16 protein-coding genes and 5 tRNA genes are annotated in these 18379 nt (G+C 45.0%); all 21 read right to left on the minus strand.

Annotation, left to right across the window (positions count from 1 at the left end; translation table 11 throughout):
* Nucleotides 1-29 precede the first annotated feature (29 nt).
* A complete protein-coding gene (gene rpsG, locus B0F88_RS04930; RefSeq protein WP_104422832.1) occupies nucleotides 30-500 on the minus strand; it encodes a 30S ribosomal protein S7 in 471 nt (156 codons plus the stop codon).
* Between the two features lie 19 nt (nucleotides 501-519).
* Nucleotides 520-894 carry a 30S ribosomal protein S12 gene (gene rpsL / locus B0F88_RS04935; RefSeq protein ID WP_006890494.1) on the minus strand — a complete coding sequence of 125 codons (375 nt, stop codon included), beginning with the start codon at nucleotides 892-894 and terminating at the stop codon, nucleotides 520-522.
* 185 nt (nucleotides 895-1079) lie between these two features.
* Nucleotides 1080-5273: a DNA-directed RNA polymerase subunit beta' gene (gene rpoC, locus B0F88_RS04940; protein ID WP_104422833.1), complete on the minus strand. Its 4194-nt coding sequence runs from the start codon at nucleotides 5271-5273 to the stop codon at nucleotides 1080-1082.
* A gap of 124 nt (nucleotides 5274-5397) precedes the next feature.
* A complete protein-coding gene (gene rpoB / locus B0F88_RS04945) occupies nucleotides 5398-9492 on the minus strand; it encodes a DNA-directed RNA polymerase subunit beta (RefSeq protein WP_104422834.1) in 4095 nt (1364 codons plus the stop codon).
* A 138-nt stretch (nucleotides 9493-9630) separates the two neighbouring features.
* Nucleotides 9631-9999: a 50S ribosomal protein L7/L12 gene (rplL, locus tag B0F88_RS04950; RefSeq protein ID WP_104422835.1), complete on the minus strand. Its 369-nt coding sequence runs from the start codon at nucleotides 9997-9999 to the stop codon at nucleotides 9631-9633.
* A 74-nt stretch (nucleotides 10000-10073) separates the two neighbouring features.
* A complete protein-coding gene (gene rplJ, locus B0F88_RS04955) occupies nucleotides 10074-10568 on the minus strand; it encodes a 50S ribosomal protein L10 (protein ID WP_104422836.1) in 495 nt (164 codons plus the stop codon).
* 182 nt (nucleotides 10569-10750) lie between these two features.
* Complete coding sequence (gene rplA / locus B0F88_RS04960) at nucleotides 10751-11443, minus strand: 50S ribosomal protein L1 (RefSeq protein WP_104422837.1); 693 nt, start codon at nucleotides 11441-11443, stop codon at nucleotides 10751-10753.
* Nucleotides 11443-11874: a 50S ribosomal protein L11 gene (gene rplK, locus B0F88_RS04965; protein ID WP_006890501.1), complete on the minus strand. Its 432-nt coding sequence runs from the start codon at nucleotides 11872-11874 to the stop codon at nucleotides 11443-11445. The genes rplA and rplK overlap by 1 nt, the downstream gene beginning before the upstream one ends.
* A gap of 107 nt (nucleotides 11875-11981) precedes the next feature.
* Nucleotides 11982-12515 (minus strand): transcription termination/antitermination protein NusG, encoded by a 534-nt coding sequence (nusG, locus tag B0F88_RS04970; protein ID WP_104422838.1) that lies wholly within the window; start codon nucleotides 12513-12515, stop codon nucleotides 11982-11984.
* A 4-nt stretch (nucleotides 12516-12519) separates the two neighbouring features.
* Nucleotides 12520-12897: a preprotein translocase subunit SecE gene (gene secE, locus B0F88_RS04975; RefSeq protein ID WP_104422839.1), complete on the minus strand. Its 378-nt coding sequence runs from the start codon at nucleotides 12895-12897 to the stop codon at nucleotides 12520-12522.
* Nucleotides 12898-12941: 44 nt separating this feature from the next.
* A tRNA-Trp gene (locus B0F88_RS04980) sits at nucleotides 12942-13017 on the minus strand.
* Between the two features lie 48 nt (nucleotides 13018-13065).
* Nucleotides 13066-14256 (minus strand): elongation factor Tu, encoded by a 1191-nt coding sequence (tuf, locus tag B0F88_RS04985; RefSeq protein ID WP_104422840.1) that lies wholly within the window; start codon nucleotides 14254-14256, stop codon nucleotides 13066-13068.
* 26 nt (nucleotides 14257-14282) lie between these two features.
* Nucleotides 14283-14358: transfer RNA gene (locus tag B0F88_RS04990), tRNA-Thr, on the minus strand.
* A 13-nt stretch (nucleotides 14359-14371) separates the two neighbouring features.
* A tRNA-Gly gene (locus tag B0F88_RS04995) sits at nucleotides 14372-14445 on the minus strand.
* Nucleotides 14446-14462: 17 nt separating this feature from the next.
* Nucleotides 14463-14547: transfer RNA gene (locus tag B0F88_RS05000), tRNA-Tyr, on the minus strand.
* Between the two features lie 56 nt (nucleotides 14548-14603).
* Nucleotides 14604-15173, minus strand: a complete 570-nt coding sequence (gene pth, locus B0F88_RS05005) for an aminoacyl-tRNA hydrolase (protein ID WP_104422841.1) — start codon at nucleotides 15171-15173, stop codon at nucleotides 14604-14606.
* An 18-nt stretch (nucleotides 15174-15191) separates the two neighbouring features.
* Nucleotides 15192-15794, minus strand: a complete 603-nt coding sequence (locus B0F88_RS05010; RefSeq protein ID WP_104422842.1) for a 50S ribosomal protein L25/general stress protein Ctc — start codon at nucleotides 15792-15794, stop codon at nucleotides 15192-15194.
* A gap of 58 nt (nucleotides 15795-15852) precedes the next feature.
* Nucleotides 15853-16806: a ribose-phosphate diphosphokinase gene (locus tag B0F88_RS05015; protein WP_104422843.1), complete on the minus strand. Its 954-nt coding sequence runs from the start codon at nucleotides 16804-16806 to the stop codon at nucleotides 15853-15855.
* 39 nt (nucleotides 16807-16845) lie between these two features.
* Nucleotides 16846-16920, minus strand: a tRNA-Gln gene (locus tag B0F88_RS05020).
* Nucleotides 16921-16923: 3 nt separating this feature from the next.
* Nucleotides 16924-17805: a 4-(cytidine 5'-diphospho)-2-C-methyl-D-erythritol kinase gene (gene ispE, locus B0F88_RS05025; RefSeq protein WP_104422844.1), complete on the minus strand. Its 882-nt coding sequence runs from the start codon at nucleotides 17803-17805 to the stop codon at nucleotides 16924-16926.
* On the minus strand, nucleotides 17786-18379 hold the full coding sequence (lolB, locus tag B0F88_RS05030; RefSeq protein ID WP_258076560.1) for a lipoprotein insertase outer membrane protein LolB: 594 nt from the start codon (nucleotides 18377-18379) through the stop codon (nucleotides 17786-17788). The genes ispE and lolB overlap by 20 nt, the downstream gene beginning before the upstream one ends.

The following is an 18379-nucleotide window of genomic DNA, read 5'->3' on the forward strand; positions in this document are numbered from 1 at the left end:
ACTATACAACTTTCAATGTAATTCGTTAATTACCAGCGATAATGAGAGAAAGCTTTATTTGCTTCCGCCATTCTATGCGTGTCTTCACGCTTTTTAGCAGCAGAACCCCTGCTCTCAAAAGCATCCATCAACTCACCAGCCAGCTTGGCCGGCATATTCCTTTCATTTCTTTTGCGAGAAGCATCAATCAACCAACGCATAGCCAAAGCCATACGCCTTGAAGGCCTCACTTCGACAGGAACCTGATAAGTAGCACCACCAACCCGGCGAGACTTAACCTCAACACGAGGCTGAACGTTTTCCAAGGCCTTAGACAACACTTCCAGAGGCTCACTATGACCTTTACTCTCAATCACATCCAAAGCGCCATAGACAATCCCTTCAGCAACAGACTTTTTACCGCTCTCCATGATCATATTCATAAATTTAGTCAGCATAACACTGCCAAATCTTGGATCAGGAATAATTTCTCTTTTTGTAGCAACTCTTCTTCTAGACATTTATCTCACCAACCAACGTTTAGCCTTTAGGGCGTTTTGTTCCGTACTTAGAGCGACCACATTTTCTGTTAGTTACCCCTGACGCATCCAAGCTACCACGAACAACATGATACCTAACACCTGGCAAATCCTTGACACGACCGCCCCTTATCAGAACCACGGAATGCTCCTGAAGATTATGCCCTTCACCGCCAATATAGCTACTAACCTCAGCTCCATTAGTCAATCTAACCCTGGCCACTTTTCGAAGCGCAGAATTTGGCTTTTTAGGCGTTGTCGTATAAACGCGAGTACATACCCCCCTACGCTGAGGACAAGCCTCCAGCGCAGGAACATTGCTTTTTTCTATTTTTTTAGCACGAGGCTTACGAACCAATTGGTTGATCGTGGCCATAACTTTGTTTACTCCGATATACAATTAAATTGTCAGATAATAAAAGAACCGCCGCACATAATTAAACGTCGACGGTTAATTGCAATTCGACCCGACTCAAGCACGTTAGCTCATTTGAGCAGAGCATGATACTTGTTAATACTCAACAGGTCAAGCTCAATTTAAATATGAGCATTATTAAGCTCCTAAATATTTAAAGCCTGCTTAAGGGCTTCTTCCACGTCTCCCGCATCTACAGCTAAAGGTGCTTCAGTTTCTACTAATTCGTGCCGAGAGAATCTATTCTTTCTGCTTTCATGATAAGCCAATCCCGTTCCTGCTGGAATTAATCGTCCAACGATAACGTTTTCCTTTAGCCCTTGCAATCCATCGCTTAACCCGCGCACTGCGGCATCGGTTAACACACGAGTTGTTTCCTGAAATGACGCTGCCGAAATAAATGACTCGGTAGCTAATGACGCTTTGGTAATACCGAGTAATACGGAATTGTAGCTTGCAGGGATTTTTCCTTCAGCCTCAACCCTATCATTTTCCTCTCTCAGTGCGGCGCGCTCAACCTGATCGCCTTTCAAAAATACTGTATCACCCGAAGCGGTAATCTCAACCTTTCTAAGCATTTGACGAATAATAGCTTCAATGTGCTTATCGTTAATCTTTACACCTTGCAAACGATACACATCCTGAATTTCTTTAACCAAGTAGTTAGCCAACTCTTCAATCCCCCTTAATCGAAGAATATCATGCGGCGTTAACTCACCTTCTGCTATCGTCTCCCCCTTTTCTACATACTCACCTTCAAAAACCGTGATATGCCGCCATTTGGGTATCAGTGTTTCACTTTGCTCGCCCGCAGGATCGGTAATAATGACCCGTTGTTTACCTTTGGTTTCCTTACCAAAAGAAATGGTTCCACTGGCCTCAGCAAGAATTGCCGGATCTTTTGTTTTTCGCGCCTCAAATAAATCTGCAACACGCGGCAAACCACCCGTAATATCCCTTGTTTTACTTGATTCTTGCGGAATCCTGGCTAGAACATCCCCCACCTTCACTTCGCCGCCATCCTTGATTCCGGCAATAGCCCCTGCGGGCAGGAAATATTGGGCAGGTATTTCAGTTCCCGGCAAATAAATCGCCTGACCGTTGCTATCAAAAAGCTTTACCATAGGCCGCAATTCTTTACCTGCACTTCCCCTTTGCTTCGGATCGGTGACGACTAACGAACTCAAGCCAGTAACCTCATCGGATTGCTTTTGTACAGTAACACCATCAACAAAATCAATCAGCTCAACAACACCATCAACCTCAGTGATAACTGGGTGAGTGTGAGGATCCCAAACGACAATTATGTCACCGGCATTAATTCGAGAACCTTCCTGTACGGAAAGTACGGCGCCATAAGGAATTTTATAACGCTCCTTCTCACGACCATAATCATCGACCACGCCAACTTCGCCTGATCTTGAAACAGCAACCAGGTTACCTTCACGGTTAACAACCGATTTCAGGTTATTAAGCCTTACAGTACCGGCAGATTTAACCTGTACATTACTAATTGCAGCCGATCTGGATGCCGCCCCACCGATATGGAAGGTACGCATAGTCAACTGCGTGCCCGGTTCACCGATTGATTGCGCAGCAATAACACCGACCGCCTCACCTATATTCACCAAGTGCCCGCGCCCCAAGTCACGTCCATAACAGGCCGCACATACTCCATGCCTGTTTTCACAAGTAATAATTGAACGAACTAAAACCTGGTCAATACTATGAGCCTCAAGAACAGACACCCAATGCTCATCCAGTAATGTGCCTTTAGGTACGACTAAAACATCGCCAGCCGGATCCATGATGTCATTGACAGCAACACGGCCTAATACACGCTCAGATAAAGGCTCAACAACATCACCACCCTCGATGATTGGAGTCATAATCAACCCGTTAGTCGTACCGCAATCATCACCGTTAATTACCAAGTCCTGAGCAACGTCCACTAAACGACGAGTCAAGTAACCGGAATTCGCAGTTTTCAACGCGGTATCGGCCAAACCTTTACGAGCACCATGCGTAGAAATAAAGTACTGCAATACGTCCAAGCCTTCTCTAAAGTTAGCCGTAATAGGCGTTTCAATAATGGAGCCGTCAGGTTTTGCCATCAGACCACGCATACCGGCTAACTGTCGAATCTGCGCCGCAGAACCCCGCGCACCAGACTCGGCCATCATAAAGATAGAGTTAAACGATTTTTGTTTTACCGTATTGCCGTTAGCATCAACAACCGACTCTTCACCAAGCCCGTCCATCATGACCTTGGCGATTTGATCGTTGGCATGCGACCAAATATCAACAACTTTATTATATCGCTCGCCATCAGTTACCAAGCCGGAAGCATATTGACTTTGAATTTCGTTAACTTCGGCGTCAGAAGCCTTAATAATATCGACTTTTTTAGCCGGAATTACCATATCTTCGATGCCGAATGAAATTCCGGAAATCGTTGCATACTTAAAGCCCAGATACATCAACTGATCAGCAAGTATGACAGTATCTTTGTTGCCTAAATAACGATAACTATAATTTATTAACCGGGATATGTTCTTCTTGGTCATATCGCAGTTAACCAGCTCGTATGGTGTGCGATCTGGAACCACTTCCCAAATTAACGCACGGCCCACAGTAGTTTCTACGCGATGCGTTTTGTCTTCAGTTTCGCCGCTTTCATTCACCACTTTTTCGGTGATGCGCAATTGAATTTTAGATTGCAATTCAACTGTTTTAGCTAGCAATGCCTTATGAATTTCGCCGACACTGACAAATATGCTGCCATCGCCTTTTGCGTTGATTTTTTCACGGCTAATGTAATAAAGCCCCAATACCACGTCTTGAGACGGATTGATAACAGGCTCACCGTTTGCTGGAGACAAGATATTATTTGTCGCCATCATCAATGTTCTGGCTTCCAGCTGCGCTTCAATAGACAACGGAATGTGTACAGCCATTTGGTCGCCGTCAAAGTCAGCGTTGAATGCGCTACAAACCAGCGGATGTAACTGAATCGCCTTACCTTCAATTAGAGTAGGTTCGAATGCTTGAATACCCAGCCTATGCAGAGTAGGCGCACGGTTCAACAAAATCGGATGCTCACGGATAACTTCTTCGAGAATATCCCAGACTTCAGCCCCTTCTCTTTCAACCATTTTCTTCGCTGCTTTAATGGTTGTAGCTAATCCGCGAAATTGCAGCTTACTAAAAATAAACGGCTTGAACAATTCCAATGCCATCTTTTTCGGAAGGCCGCACTGATGCAGTCTTAATGTAGGACCGACAACAATTACCGAGCGTCCTGAATAATCAACACGCTTACCCAACAAGTTTTGTCTGAAACGCCCTTGTTTGCCTTTGATCATATCCGCCAACGACTTAAGCGGTCTTCTGTTCGTGCCGGTAATCGCTCGACCACGACGGCCGTTATCCAGCAACGCATCAACAGACTCCTGCAACATGCGCTTTTCGTTACGAACGATAATGTCGGGCGCATTCAAATCCAGCAAGCGATTTAAACGATTGTTTCTGTTGATGACTCGACGATAAAGATCATTCAAATCAGAAGTCGCAAATCGACCGCCATCCAAAGGCACCAACGGGCGCAATTCAGGCGGCAATACCGGCAATACTTTCAAGATCATCCATTCGGGACGATTTTTTGAACTCAATAACGCATCCATTACTTTCAAGCGCTTTGAGTATTTCTTGATCTTGGTTTCTGAATTAGTCGAATTTATCTCTTCACGCAAAATTTCAACTTGCTCTTTTAAATCAATCGATTTAAGCAAGTCATAAATCGCTTCTGCGCCCATTTTTGCGACAAAATCATCCCCATGCAACTCAACCGCATCCAGATAATCGTCATCGGTAAGCAGCTGGCCTTTTTCCAACGGCGTCATGCCTGGATCTAAAACGACGAAAGATTCAAAATATAATACGCGCTCAATTTCGCGTAGCGTCATATCCAATAGCAACGCTATTCTGGACGGCAGCGATTTTAAGAACCAAATATGTGCGACAGGGCTGGCTAAATCAATATGCCCCATTCTTTCACGACGAACTTTCGACAAAGTAACTTCTACGCCACATTTTTCGCAAATAACGCCGCGATGCTTCAGTCTTTTATATTTACCGCAGAGACACTCATAATCACTGACAGGACCAAAAATCTTAGCGCAAAATAAACCATCGCGCTCAGGCTTAAAAGTACGATAGTTGATCGTTTCCGGCTTCTTTACTTCGCCATACGACCAAGAACGAATCATATCCGGCGACGCCAAACCAATGCTAATTCCGTCAAAATCATCGGCACGACCTTGACGCTTTAAGAAATTCATTAAATCTTTCAAGAGCTTATCCTCTTTAAATACTACAGGCTGTAGGCTGGGTAAGGCGCGTTTTTGCGCCGTTACCCAACGGGTTCGTTGGTTTCTCGGGTTACGCTAAACCTGATCTACACACCTAATCCCGCTGCAATTCTATATTGACAGCCAATGAGCGGATTTCTTTAATTAAAACATTAAACGATTCCGGCATACCGGCTTCCATTTTATGATCGCCATCGACAATATTTTTGTACATACGCGTTCTACCGGTCACGTCGTCAGATTTAACTGTCAACATTTCCTGTAGAGTATATGCCGCACCATAAGCTTCAAGCGCCCAAACCTCCATTTCCCCAAAACGCTGACCGCCGAATTGAGCTTTACCGCCTAACGGCTGCTGAGTAACCAGACTATATGGGCCTGTTGACCGCGCGTGCATCTTGTCATCGACCAAATGGTTCAACTTCAACATATACATGTAGCCAACTGTGACTTCGCGTTCAAACGGTTCGCCCGTCAAGCCGTCATAAAGCGTGACCTGTCCATGTTCGGGCAAATCCGCCAGCTTCAACATGGTACGAATTTCTTCTTCGCTGGCGCCATCAAATACCGGAGTCGCCATAGGCACGCCACTGACAAGATTGCTCGCCATTTCCAGGATTTCTTGGTCCGAAAATGAAGTCAGATCTTCCTTACGCCCACTACTGTTATAAATCTTATCCAGATATTCTCTGATCGCAGCAACCTTGGCTTTTTCTTGATCGTACTGGGCTTCCAGCATTTTACCGATCTTGATGCCTAAGCCTTTCGCCGCCCAACCCAAATGCGTCTCGAGCACCTGCCCGACGTTCATTCGCGATGGTACGCCTAATGGATTCAGAACAATATCGACAGGATTTCCGTCAGCGGTATAAGGCATGTCTTCAATCGGTCTGATCATGGAAATAACACCCTTGTTTCCATGACGTCCGGCCATTTTATCGCCTGGCTGAATGCGTCTCTTAACCGCCAGATAAACCTTAACCATTTTTAGAACGCCTGGCGCCAAATCATCACCCATGGTGATTTTTTTACGCTTGACTTCAAATTTTTCATCAAAGTCTTTTCTTTGCTGTTCTACTTGAGCAACGACGGTTTCCAGCTGAAGATTGATATCTTCATCTTTCATGCGGATCTTTAGCCACTCTGAATGCTTCAAGCCATTAAGATAAGCTTCCGTTATTTCAGCACCCGCTTTCAATTGTCCTGGCCCGGATTGAGCAACCTTGCCAATCAACAGCTTGGCAACACGCGCAAAAATATCTTCTTCAAGAATTTTCAGCTGGTCATCAAGGTCTTTTCTGTAACGCTTGATTTCTTCCTGTTCAATATCCAAAGCACGCTTGTCTTTCTTTACGCCATCACGGGTAAATACCTGAACATCAATAACCGTACCCTCGATGCTTCCTGGTACACGTAATGAAGTATCCTTAACATCGGCCGCTTTCTCACCGAAAATCGCACGTAATAATTTTTCTTCCGGCGTTAACTGTGTTTCACCTTTAGGCGTTACCTTACCTACCAGAATATCGCCGCCTTTAACCTCGGCACCAACATAAACAATTCCCGACTCGTCAAGCTTGGACAACGCTTCTTCGCTGACGTTAGGAATATCGGCAGTGATTTCTTCCGGGCTATGTTTGGTATCGCGTGCTACGCAGGTCTTCTCTTCGATATGAATCGTCGTGAAGCGGTCTTCCTTAACGACTCGCTCTGAAACCAGAATCGAGTCCTCAAAGTTGTATCCATTCCAAGGCATAAACGCAACCAGCATGTTTTGCCCTAACGCCAATTCGCCCATATCTGTCGATGGACCGTCTGCCATAATGTCGCCGGCTTTAACAATGTCCCCTGGCTTTACTAATGGCTTTTGGTTGATACAGGTATTCTGGTTTGAACGGGTATATTTAATCAGGTTGTAAATATCAACACCTGGCGTACCTGTTTCAGTCTCCGTATCGTTTACGCGCACCACGATTCTGGCCGCGTCAACCGCTTCAATCTTACCGCCACGCGCCGCAACCACGGTTACGCCGGAGTCTTTGGCAACCGTTCTTTCCATACCGGTACCTACCAACGGCTTTTCAGCCCTTAGCGTAGGAACAGCTTGGCGCTGCATGTTTGACCCCATCAATGCACGGTTAGCGTCATCATGCTCAAGGAACGGAATAATGGAGGCCGCAACCGATACAATCTGCTTGGATGACACGTCCATATATTGCACGGTGTCAGACATCGCCAAAGTAAATTCATCTTTATGCCGGCATGATACCAAACCTTCAACCAACTTCCCGTTTGCATCCACGGCCACACTGGCCTGCGCAATAACAAACTCGCCTTCTTCAATAGCTGACAAATAATCGACATGGTCGGTTACTTTGCCATCGACTACTTTTCTATAAGGCGTTTCCAGGAAACCATAATTATTGGTACGCGCATAAACCGATAATGAGTTTATCAAGCCGATGTTTGGGCCTTCAGGCGTTTCAATTGGACATACGCGGCCATAATGCGTTGCATGTACGTCGCGAACCTCAAAACCCGCACGTTCTCTTGCTAAACCGCCAGGCCCTAAAGCCGACACACGACGCTTGTGCGTCACTTGGGATAATGGATTATTTTGATCCATAAACTGTGACAGCTGGCTGGAACCGAAAAACTCTTTTACCGCGGCAGAAACCGGTTTCGCATTGATGATTTCCTGCGGCATCAAGCCTTCTGAGTCCGCCAACGTTAAGCGCTCTTTAACCGCTCTTTCAACTCGAACCAAACCTACCCGGAATTGGTTCTCAATCATTTCACCGACCGAGCGAACGCGTCTGTTGCCCAAATGGTCAATATCGTCAACATTGCCGTTGCCGTTACGAATGTCTATTAATTCTTTAAGTACATCAATGACGTCGTCTTTTGTTAAAGTACCGGGGCCTGTTGTTTCTTGGCGTCCCAATCGGCGATTAAACTTCATCCGTCCAACTGTAGACAAGTCATACCGCTCATCGGTAAAAAACAGATTTTGGAACAGATTTTCTGCCGAATCTTTAGTCGGCGGCTCACCTGGACGCATCATCCGGTATATTTCAACCAATGCTTCGAGAGTGTTGGTAGTCGTATCCAACCTCATCGCATTAGATATGTATGGACCTTTGTCCAAATCATTAACAAACAGGGTATTAAGCTCAGTAATACCGCTTTCAATGCATCGATCGATCGTCGCTACAGTAAGCTCATCGTTCACATTCGCAACTAACTCGCCTGTAGATCGGTCAATCAGGTTATTCCCTAATATCTTTCCAACTAAGTATTCTTTTGGTACTTCTACTTCGGTTAATCCGGATTTAATCATTTCACGGATATGCTTAGCCGTAATCCGACGCCCCTCTTCAACCAATACTTCGCCTTTCTTGCTCTTAATATCAAATGCTGCAATTTCGCCACGCATACGCTCAGGAACGATATGAAAAATGCATTTTTGCGCGTCTACGGTGAATTTATTCATTTCGAAGAAAATTTTGATCATTTCTTCGTTATCGTAGCCTAACCCCCTCAGCAAGATAGTTGCAGGGATTTTTCTTCTCCGGTCAATCCGAACAAAAACGCAATCTTTATGATCGAATTCAAAATCTAGCCACGATCCGCGATAAGGGATAACCCGCGCATTAAATAGCAGTTTTCCTGACGAATGGGTCTTACCTTTGTCATGATCAAAAAACACACCCGGTGAACGATGTAACTGGGAAACAATAACCCGCTCAGTTCCATTAATAACAAAGGTTCCATTGTCCGTCATTAACGGCAACTCACCCATGTAAACTTCCTGTTCGCGAATATCTTTAACTACTTTTGCGTTCGCGGATGCTTCTTTATCATAGATGACCAGACGAACTAATACCCTTAGAGGGGCAGCATAAGTTGCTCCTCTTTGTTGGCACTCTCTTACATCAAAAACAGGCTCCCCTAATCTGTATTTCACATACTCCAGTACTGCATATCCGGAATGGCTTTCAATTGGGAAAACGCTGGAAAATGCAGCATGCAATCCACTGTCTTCACGCTTTTCAGCCGTAACGCCTGATTGCAAGAAGCTCGCATATGAATTAATCTGCGTTGCCAGAAGATAGGGAACATCAAGTACCTCAGTACCTTTCCCAAAGTTATTTCGAATACGCTTTTTTTCGGTAAAAGAGTAGGACATATCGCTTCCAAACCTTTTCGTCATAGATAATTTTCTACCGTGCAGTTAGTGCAAACAGTAAAAGGCCGGCGACAAGATTGTCACCAGCCATACTTGGTAGAGACGTATATTCCAACGCCTCTGCAATTGGGTCAAAATTTATTTGATTTCGACAGTAGCACCAGCCTCTTCAAGCTGCTTTTTAGCTTCTTCGGCTTCGGCTTTAGGGGCCCCTTCTTTCAATGTTGTTGGCACACCCTCAACCGCGTCTTTAGCTTCTTTTAAACCTAAGCCAGTTATACCGCGTACCGCCTTAATAACTGCAACTTTGTTCTCGCCAAAACCGGTCAGAACAACATCAAATTCAGTTTGCTCTTCAACAGCCGCCGCCGCCGCTACAGGAGCCGCAGCCACAGCCACAGCTGCAGATACGCCGAATTTCTCTTCCATCGCTGAAATCAAGTCAACGATTTCCATAACGCTCATCTTTGAGACCGCTTCCAAGATATCTTCTTGCGAAATTGCCATTGTGTATTCCTCTAAAATAATAAGTTTTAAACTGGTTGAGTGGTAGAAACGTTGCGATGCAACGTCTCATGCTGCTATGCCGCTTCTTTTTGGTCTCTAATTGCTGCCAAAGTACGTACAAATTTCTCTGTAGGCGCCTTCATTACCGACATCAACATACCAATACCTTGATCGCGAGTAGGCAGACTGGCTAATCGAGCAAGCTCCGAAGCACCAAATGCCTGTCCGCCAATAGCAACTATCTTGGTAATTAGCTTGTCGTGAGTTTTAGCAAAATCGCTGACTAACCTAGCCGCAGACCCTGGATCTTCCATAGAAAAGGCGATTAACAACGGACCTACCAGTCCACTTTGCATACATTCAAATTCAGTACCGGCGACTGCTCGTTTTGCCAGTGTGTTTTTTATTACACGCAAATAAACGCCTGTCTCTCTCGCAGTTTTGCGCAGCTCGGTCAATTCCGTAACTGTCAACCCACGATATTCTGCCGCAATTGCAGAATGAGCCTTAGCAGCGAATACAGCGACTTCTTCTACGACAGCTTTTTTGCCATCTAAATTTAGTGCCACAGCTTACCTCCGGAATTTATCCCCAGAATTAATAAAAAGCATTCATTTGAACACCCCTTACGGTCCCTTTCCCCAGCTTTTAGGTTCCAGCTCCCGTCTACGCAGGAAATATTAAGTTTTACAACACCTGCGGTCTTTGACGGTTACCGAACGGGTCGGCAACCCAAAGTCTTTTACAACAATTAAGAAATAGTGCTTTGGTCAAGCCATAAACCAGGACCCATAGTCGAAGACAGGGTCACTTTCTTAATGTATATACCTTTAGCAGCGGTCGGCTTTATTTTTCTTAAATCCGCAAGCAACGCTTCCAAGTTACCCTGAATAGCATCCGCATCAAATGTAACTTTACCAAGCGTACAGTGAATAATCCCTGACTTGTCGGTTCGGTAACGCACTTGACCTGATTTAGCGTTTTTTACGGCAGTAGCGACATCTGCGGTCACGGTTCCAACCTTAGGATTAGGCATTAAACCACGAGGCCCTAAAATCTGACCCAACTGACCAACCACTCTCATTGCATCTGGAGAAGCGATGACGACGTCAAAATTCATTTCGCCTTTTTTTACCAGCTCTCCCAAATCATCCATGCCCACGATGTCGGCCCCGGCTTCTCTTGCTGCATCAGCATTAGGTCCTTGTGTAAAAACCGCTACCCTGACTGTTTTTCCGGTACCATTTGGCAACACTGTTGCGCCTCGGACATTTTGATCAGACTTACGAGGATCAACACCTAGATTAACGCTAACATCAATAGCTTCATTAAACTTTGCGGTGCCAAGCTCTTTCAACAACTGAACCGCTTCAGTGATTGAATATTGCTTTGTTTTATCAACTTTTGCTTTGATAAGTTTCGCCTTTTTGGACAACTTAGCCATTATAATCCCTCCACATTCAGACCCATGCTGTACGCACTGCCTGCAATTGTCTTTACTGCTGCTTCTAAATTGGCCGCGTTCAAATCTTCCATCTTTGTTTTGGCGATTTCTTCTAATTGAGCACGAGTTACCGTACCTACTTTCTTGGTATTGGGATTACTGCTTCCGCTTTTAATACCCGTGGCTTTTTTCAAAAGAATTGAAGCTGGCGGGGTTTTTGTAATAAAAGTAAAGCTGCGGTCACTATAAACCGTGATCACCACGGGCAAAGGCAAACCTTTTTCTGTGTCTTGTGTTTTAGCATTAAAAGCCTTGCAAAACTCCATGATATTAACACCTCGCTGACCCAATGCCGGACCTACAGGTGGACTTGGGTTTGCTTCTCCCGCTTTAACTTGCAACTTTATATACGCTGTTATTTTTTTAGCCATTATTTACTCCAAAAATGGGTACAAACGCTTTTCAGCTCCCCTAGACACAAAAAATCACTGCCTTATTCAGACAGTGATTCTTTTCAAACACTAAACACCAAAATTAATTAGCTTTTTTCAACTTGCCCAAAGCCAAGCTCAACTGATGTTGACCTACCGAAAATAAGCACTGATATCTTTATTTTGCTTTTTTCGTAGTTAACTTCCTCAACGACTCCGTTAAAATCCTTAAACGGACCGTCAATAACCCTAATAACCTCTCCAGCCTCAAACATGGTTTTAGGCCTAGGCTTATTGACCCCATCCTCCACTCTATTTAGGATGGCCATCGCTTCTTTTTCGGATATTGGCGCAGGCCGATCAGAAGTCCCACCAATAAAACCCAACACCTTAGGCACATCTTTTACTAAATGCCAAGTTTCATCGGTCAAATCCATCTGAACCAGAACATACCCAGGAAAGAACTTTCTCTCACTTTTTCTTTGCTGACCCATTCGCATCTCAACCACTTCTTCAGTGGGAACAAGGATTTTCCCGAAATGCTCTTCCAGACCTTCTCGTTTAATTCTTTCTTCTAACGCTTGCTTAACTTTATTCTCAAAATTCGAGTAGGCGTGTACAACATACCAACGCAGGGCCATCCTCTTACCCTCCCTGACCAGTCAAAATACGCACACCCCAAAAAAGAAACATATCCAACAACCACAAAATCAAGCCCACAACAAAGACCATTGCAAAAACCAGCAGCGTAGTACGAAAAGTCTCTTCCCGAGTTGGCCAAACAACTTTTCTAACTTCTTGCTTAGACTCTAAAACAAAACCCCAAACATTTTGCCCAAGCCCCGTAGTAAGCATTACCCCCACAACGACCAGCGACATGACCACTAAACCAAGAACCCGATACAAAAGCGAAATATCGGAGAAATAATAAAACGCAGCCACACCAGCGACCAAAAAGACTACGGAAAATACTTGCTTGACAACATCAAAGACTGATGTTGATGCTTCTACCTGAGTGCTCATGTGTTTTTTGCTATGAAAATAGAATTGAGATGCTTTAATCTGAATGGCAGGCCAGGAGGGTCTCGAACCCCCAACCCGCGGTTTTGGAGACCGCTATTCTACCAATTGAACTACTGACCTATTCAGACAAGCCTTATACAAACCAACATTATATATCTAATAATACTATTATTCAAGTATTGATGCAACTACACCGGCACCTACTGTACGACCGCCTTCACGGATTGCAAAACGCAAACCATCATCCATAGCGATCGGTGAAATCAGCTTTACTTTTACTGAAATGTTATCGCCAGGCATTACCATTTCAACGCCTTCCGGCAGCTCAACAGCGCCTGTTACGTCGGTCGTTCTAAAGTAGAACTGAGGACGGTAACCATTAAAGAATGGGGTATGACGACCACCTTCATCTTTAGACAAAATATAAATTTCTGAGTTGAAATATGAATGCGGTTTAATGGTGCCTTTATGCGCCAATACCTGACCACGCTCAACGTCATCTCTTTTGGTTCCTCTTAACAGGATGCCGACATTGTCGCCCGCTTGCCCCTGATCCAGCAATTTACGGAACATTTCTACGCCAGTACAGGTTGTTGATACTGTCTCTCTAATACCGACAATTTCAATTTCCTGTCCAACCTTAATAACGCCACGCTCAATACGTCCAGTCACTACCGTGCCGCGACCGGATATTGAAAATACGTCTTCGATTGGCATCAAGAATGCGCCATCTACCGCTCTTTCCGGCAGAGGAATATAGCTATCCAGCGCATCAACCAATCTGATCACAGAAGGAACACCGATTTCGCTAGTATCGCCCTCCAATGCTTTCAACGCCGAACCGATAATAATAGGTGTGTCATCACCTGGAAATTCATACATATCCAGCAGCTCTCGAATTTCCATTTCAACCAATTCGATCAGCTCCGGATCATCAACCATATCCGCTTTATTCAAGAACACTACGACATACGGCACGCCAACCTGCCTTGACAACAGAATGTGCTCTCTAGTTTGGGGCATCGGGCCATCCGCAGCTGAACAGACCAAAATAGCACCGTCCATTTGCGCAGCACCGGTAATCATGTTTTTTACGTAATCAGCATGACCCGGGCAGTCAACATGCGCATAATGACGCGTCGCCGACTCATACTCAACGTGTGATGTAGAGATGGTAATACCGCGAGCGCGCTCTTCAGGGGCATTATCAATCTGATCAAAGGCTTTAACTTCTCCACCTTGAAGCTCCGCCATTACTTTTGTTAAAGCAGCAGTTAAAGTAGTTTTACCATGATCGACGTGACCGATTGTGCCGACGTTTACGTGTGGCTTGCTACGTGAGAATTTTTCTTTGGCCATTAAAATACACCTCTAAAATCAACACATGGAGCTCATAACCGGATTTGAACCGGTGACCTCTTCCTTACCAAGGAAGTGCTCTACCTACTGAGCTATATGAGCTTAACTTTGAATATGGAGCGGGTGATGGGAATCGAACCCACGTGATCAGCTTGGAAGGCTGGAGTTCTACCATTGAACTACACCCGCGGATTTTCTTAATTAGATGGTGGAGGGGGGAGGATTCGAACCTCCGAAGGCAGAGCCGGCAGATTTACAGTCTGATCCCTTTGGCCGCTCGGGAACCCCTCCGTTATCAGATAACCAGTCTATTATCTTTTACAAAAAAGATATTGTCAATCAATCATTCATCCTGAATTCAATTTATTCATCACCACCGATACATCACCAGCAACTATCTGCCCCACACACCCTCGAGCAAGATCAAAAGCTGAAAACATCAACTCCCGCTCAACTTTAGACGGGACTGACAACACAAAATCCGCAACAGATTTTCCAGACGACGGCCGACCAACACCAATCCTTAACCGATAAAACTCTTTTGACCCTAGATGCACAATAATATCCCTTAATCCATTATGCCCGGCATGACCACCATCTTTTTTTAGCCTCACCACACCCGCATCAAAATCAAGCTCATCATGCACAACAAGAATCTCTTCAGGAGCCAACTTATAGTATCTAGCAACCTTACCGACAGCCTGCCCACATCGATTCATAAAGGTACTTGGCTTTAGCAGCATCACCCTGCCGCCCGCAACCGAAATCTCCGCCAGCAACCCCTCAAATCTAGACTCCCCAGCCCACGTACTACTCGAGCCAGATACCAGCTCATCTAAAAACAAAAACCCGGCATTATGCCGGGTCTCTTCGTACTGCCGCCCCGGATTTCCCAGGCCAACTATAAGCTTAATCATATACTATCTTACGGTATATTAGGCCGCCGCATCATCTTTACTTGCTTTTGAAGCCATCATTGACGCAACAGGATGATCATGCTCTGAACCCTGTGCCAAAGCTACAATTTCTACTCTAGCCGGCAATTTAATATCGGAAAGATGAACGGACTCACCAACATCCAGACCACTTAAATCCACTTCAATATAATCAGGCAAATCAGTCGGTAAACATGAAACCTCAACATCAATCATTCCGTGAGTTACAATACCCCCCTTCTTCCCACCAACAGACGCCTGCTCATTGATAAAATGCAACGGAACATGCACCTTTACAAGTTCTGACATATTTACCCGAAGAAAATCCATGTGCAAAATTTGAAACTTAGCAGGATGACGCTGAACACCCTTCAGAATTGCCTTCTCTGTTTTCCCATCAACTTTAATATCTAAAACATGAGAATAAACAGCTTCATGCGCAAGATGCTTAATAACCTCATTATGACTTAATACAAGCATTTGAGGCTCAGCATGCCCACCGTATATTACCGCAGGAACGCTACCTGTACGACGCACTCTTCTGGCGGCGTTTTTACCTGATTGCCCACGACTTTCGGCAACAAACTCAAATACGTTAGACATTATCCTCTCAACCCCGTGCTATCAAGCACAACAAATTTAATTTTACAATCTACAGTCGTCAATCTACATAGAGCGAACTAACTGACTCACCAACCGCTATTCGCCTTATGGTTTCGGCCAGCATTTCCGCAACACTTAACTGCCTTATCCTACCTAACTCAGCAGCCTCATGGCTCAATGGAATAGTATCCGTAACAACTAGCTCATCAAGCGCCGAATTACTGATATTTTTTAAAGCAGAGCCCGATAGCACCGCATGCGTACAATATGCGACAACCTTGATAGCACCATGCTTCTTTAATGCTTCCGCCGCATGACACAATGTTCCCGCCGTATCAACCAAATCATCAATTAATACACAGCTGCGCCCATCAACATCACCAATTATATGCATAATCTCCGCAACGTTAGCTTTTGGTCGCCGCTTATCTATAATTGCAAGATCAGCATCATCCAAGCGTTTTGCGAGAGCCCTAGCCCTGACAACCCCACCAACATCCGGCGAAACAACAATCAAGTCCTTATACTTTTGCCGCCACACATCACCAAGAAGAATTGGCGACGAATAAACATTATCAACAGGTATATCAAAAAAGCCTTGAATTTGGTCAGCGTGCAAGTCAACAGTTAAAATCCGATCCGCACCCGCCTGCTCAATCATTTTTGCAACCAGCTTTGCACTTATTGGCACGCGCGCCGATCGCGACCTCCTGTCCTGTCTTGCATAACCATAATATGGCATTACCGCAGTTATTCGCGATGCCGAAGCCCGATGAAGAGCATCAATCATCACCAGCAACTCCATTAGATTCTCATTTGTTGGCGAGCAAGTCGGCTGAATGACGAAAACATCCTTACCACGGACATTTTCTTCAATTTCTACAGCAATCTCCCCATCGCTAAATCTGCCGACGGTCGCCATTCCAAGGCGCATATTGAGCTTCTTTACTATACCCTCTGACAAAGCCAAGTTAGCATTTCCAGAAAACACCATCATAGAGGTGTCACTCATCAAGCACTCCCGAATAGAATTCAACTTAGCGGAGATAAATGGCTGGGTCGCAAGGATTCGAACCTTGGTATGCGGAGATCAAAACCCCGTGCCTTACCGCTTGGCGACGACCCAATATTAAGATATATAGCTACCGTTTCTTAGCTTTGAAAACAAAGGCGATTCATTTACACCCCTGACCAGATAAACCCGCCACTTTCCTTGAAGTGACCGATACGCACTGGCTGCAACCTCTTCCGAATCGAACTGCGCAAACACACATGCCCCTGTTCCAGTCAGCCTAGCCTCAGAGAATTCCGACAAATCAACCAAAGCATCTTTAACAAACTGGTAACGCTCACTAACCACCCCAAGACAGTCGTTTTGGTTCTGGCCAGCTATAAAGTCGGCTATTGTGATTGATTTGCTGTCCCGTGTCAAATTTTTAGCTAAAAATATTTCTTTTGTATCTACATGACAGTCCGGCTTTATCACTACAATCCATTGCTCTGGGATATTTATTTTCTCCAGTTTTTCACCAACGCCTTCCGCCCAGGCTGAATATCCATAGATAAAAACCGGCACATCCGCACCCAAACTCAGCCCTAATTCCATCAATTTTTCCATCGGCAGCCGCAAATTCCATAGCTGATTCAGCACAACCAGTGTCGTTGCCGCATCAGAGCTGCCACCACCCAGCCCCCCTCCCATCGGCAGATTCTTTTCGACCTCAATGCATACCCCATGCTCACAGCCTGCCTCCATCTTTAGCAGCTTTGCAGCCCTAATCGTCAGATCATCCTCTTCAGGCACCCCCGGCATAGGTTTCAGCAAACTAACCCTCCCATCATCAACAGGGTGAAATGTTATCCAGTCACATAAATCTATAAATTGAAATACCGTTTGCAGTAAATGATACCCATCACTTCTTTGCCCTGTAATCCTTAGCATTAAATTCAATTTTGCTGGCGCCGGCCACCTTTCGGCCCACGCAGACCGATTAATTTGTTTTTGTATCATTTAAAACCCAGTGATCGATAATTAACTTTAATTTGACCTTATTATTCATAACCGTGATTTTATGCGGCATAGCCCCATCGCCAACAATCTGCATTTGCTTGTATTCATTCAACCATCCTGCCTGATTAAAGCCGGCATCAGTATCGTTATAGGCGAGAGACGGCTCCGGCAAACCCACCACCCAATACCGGAGTGACCGCACAGGAACAAACATACCCAATTGTTGATTAATAAACTCTTCCGGTTGCGCCGATGACCGAACATCATCCCCACCCCTGTCTATGGTCACGACATTTCCTGTTAACGAAATAACAACCGCACCCTGCCCCATCGGACCGGACAACTTTATTTTCTCTGTCTCAGGACTGTGTTCCCAACTTATATTAGCTGACCAGGAGTCATTTTGTCCGGTTAATGCCAATCGGCCTTCAAACGACCAATGACCTACCTCGTAAAGACGAAGCATTGCAGCTCTCGAATAATTTCCATCCGGCTTAACGGAAACAGACGAACAAGCTGACAGCAAAAACATCAACCCACTTCCAATCAACAACCCTATTTTAAAACGTAACAC

Source organism: Methylobacter tundripaludum, assembly GCF_002934365.1.
GTDB lineage: Bacteria > Pseudomonadota > Gammaproteobacteria > Methylococcales > Methylomonadaceae > Methylobacter_A > Methylobacter_A tundripaludum_A.

What these genes read in the sequence shown, in the direction of transcription:
- rpsG (WP_104422832.1), bottom strand. Translation starts at nt 500, where the DNA reads ATGTCTAGAAGAAGAGTTGCTACAAAAAGAGAAATTATTCCTGATCCA.
- rpsL (WP_006890494.1), bottom strand. Translation starts at nt 894, where the DNA reads ATGGCCACGATCAACCAATTGGTTCGTAAGCCTCGTGCTAAAAAAATA.
- rpoC (WP_104422833.1), bottom strand. Translation starts at nt 5,273, where the DNA reads ATGAATTTCTTAAAGCGTCAAGGTCGTGCCGATGATTTTGACGGAATT.
- rpoB (WP_104422834.1), bottom strand. Translation starts at nt 9,492, where the DNA reads ATGTCCTACTCTTTTACCGAAAAAAAGCGTATTCGAAATAACTTTGGG.
- rplL (WP_104422835.1), bottom strand. Translation starts at nt 9,999, where the DNA reads ATGGCAATTTCGCAAGAAGATATCTTGGAAGCGGTCTCAAAGATGAGC.
- rplA (WP_104422837.1), bottom strand. Translation starts at nt 11,443, where the DNA reads ATGGCTAAGTTGTCCAAAAAGGCGAAACTTATCAAAGCAAAAGTTGAT.
- rplK (WP_006890501.1), bottom strand. Translation starts at nt 11,874, where the DNA reads ATGGCTAAAAAAATAACAGCGTATATAAAGTTGCAAGTTAAAGCGGGA.
- nusG (WP_104422838.1), bottom strand. Translation starts at nt 12,515, where the DNA reads ATGGCCCTGCGTTGGTATGTTGTACACGCCTACTCGAATTTTGAGAAT.
- secE (WP_104422839.1), bottom strand. Translation starts at nt 12,897, where the DNA reads ATGAGCACTCAGGTAGAAGCATCAACATCAGTCTTTGATGTTGTCAAG.
- tuf (WP_104422840.1), bottom strand. Translation starts at nt 14,256, where the DNA reads ATGGCCAAAGAAAAATTCTCACGTAGCAAGCCACACGTAAACGTCGGC.
- pth (WP_104422841.1), bottom strand. Translation starts at nt 15,173, where the DNA reads ATGATTAAGCTTATAGTTGGCCTGGGAAATCCGGGGCGGCAGTACGAA.
- B0F88_RS05010 (WP_104422842.1), bottom strand. Translation starts at nt 15,794, where the DNA reads ATGTCTAACGTATTTGAGTTTGTTGCCGAAAGTCGTGGGCAATCAGGT.
- B0F88_RS05015 (WP_104422843.1), bottom strand. Translation starts at nt 16,806, where the DNA reads ATGAGTGACACCTCTATGATGGTGTTTTCTGGAAATGCTAACTTGGCT.
- ispE (WP_104422844.1), bottom strand. Translation starts at nt 17,805, where the DNA reads ATGATACAAAAACAAATTAATCGGTCTGCGTGGGCCGAAAGGTGGCCG.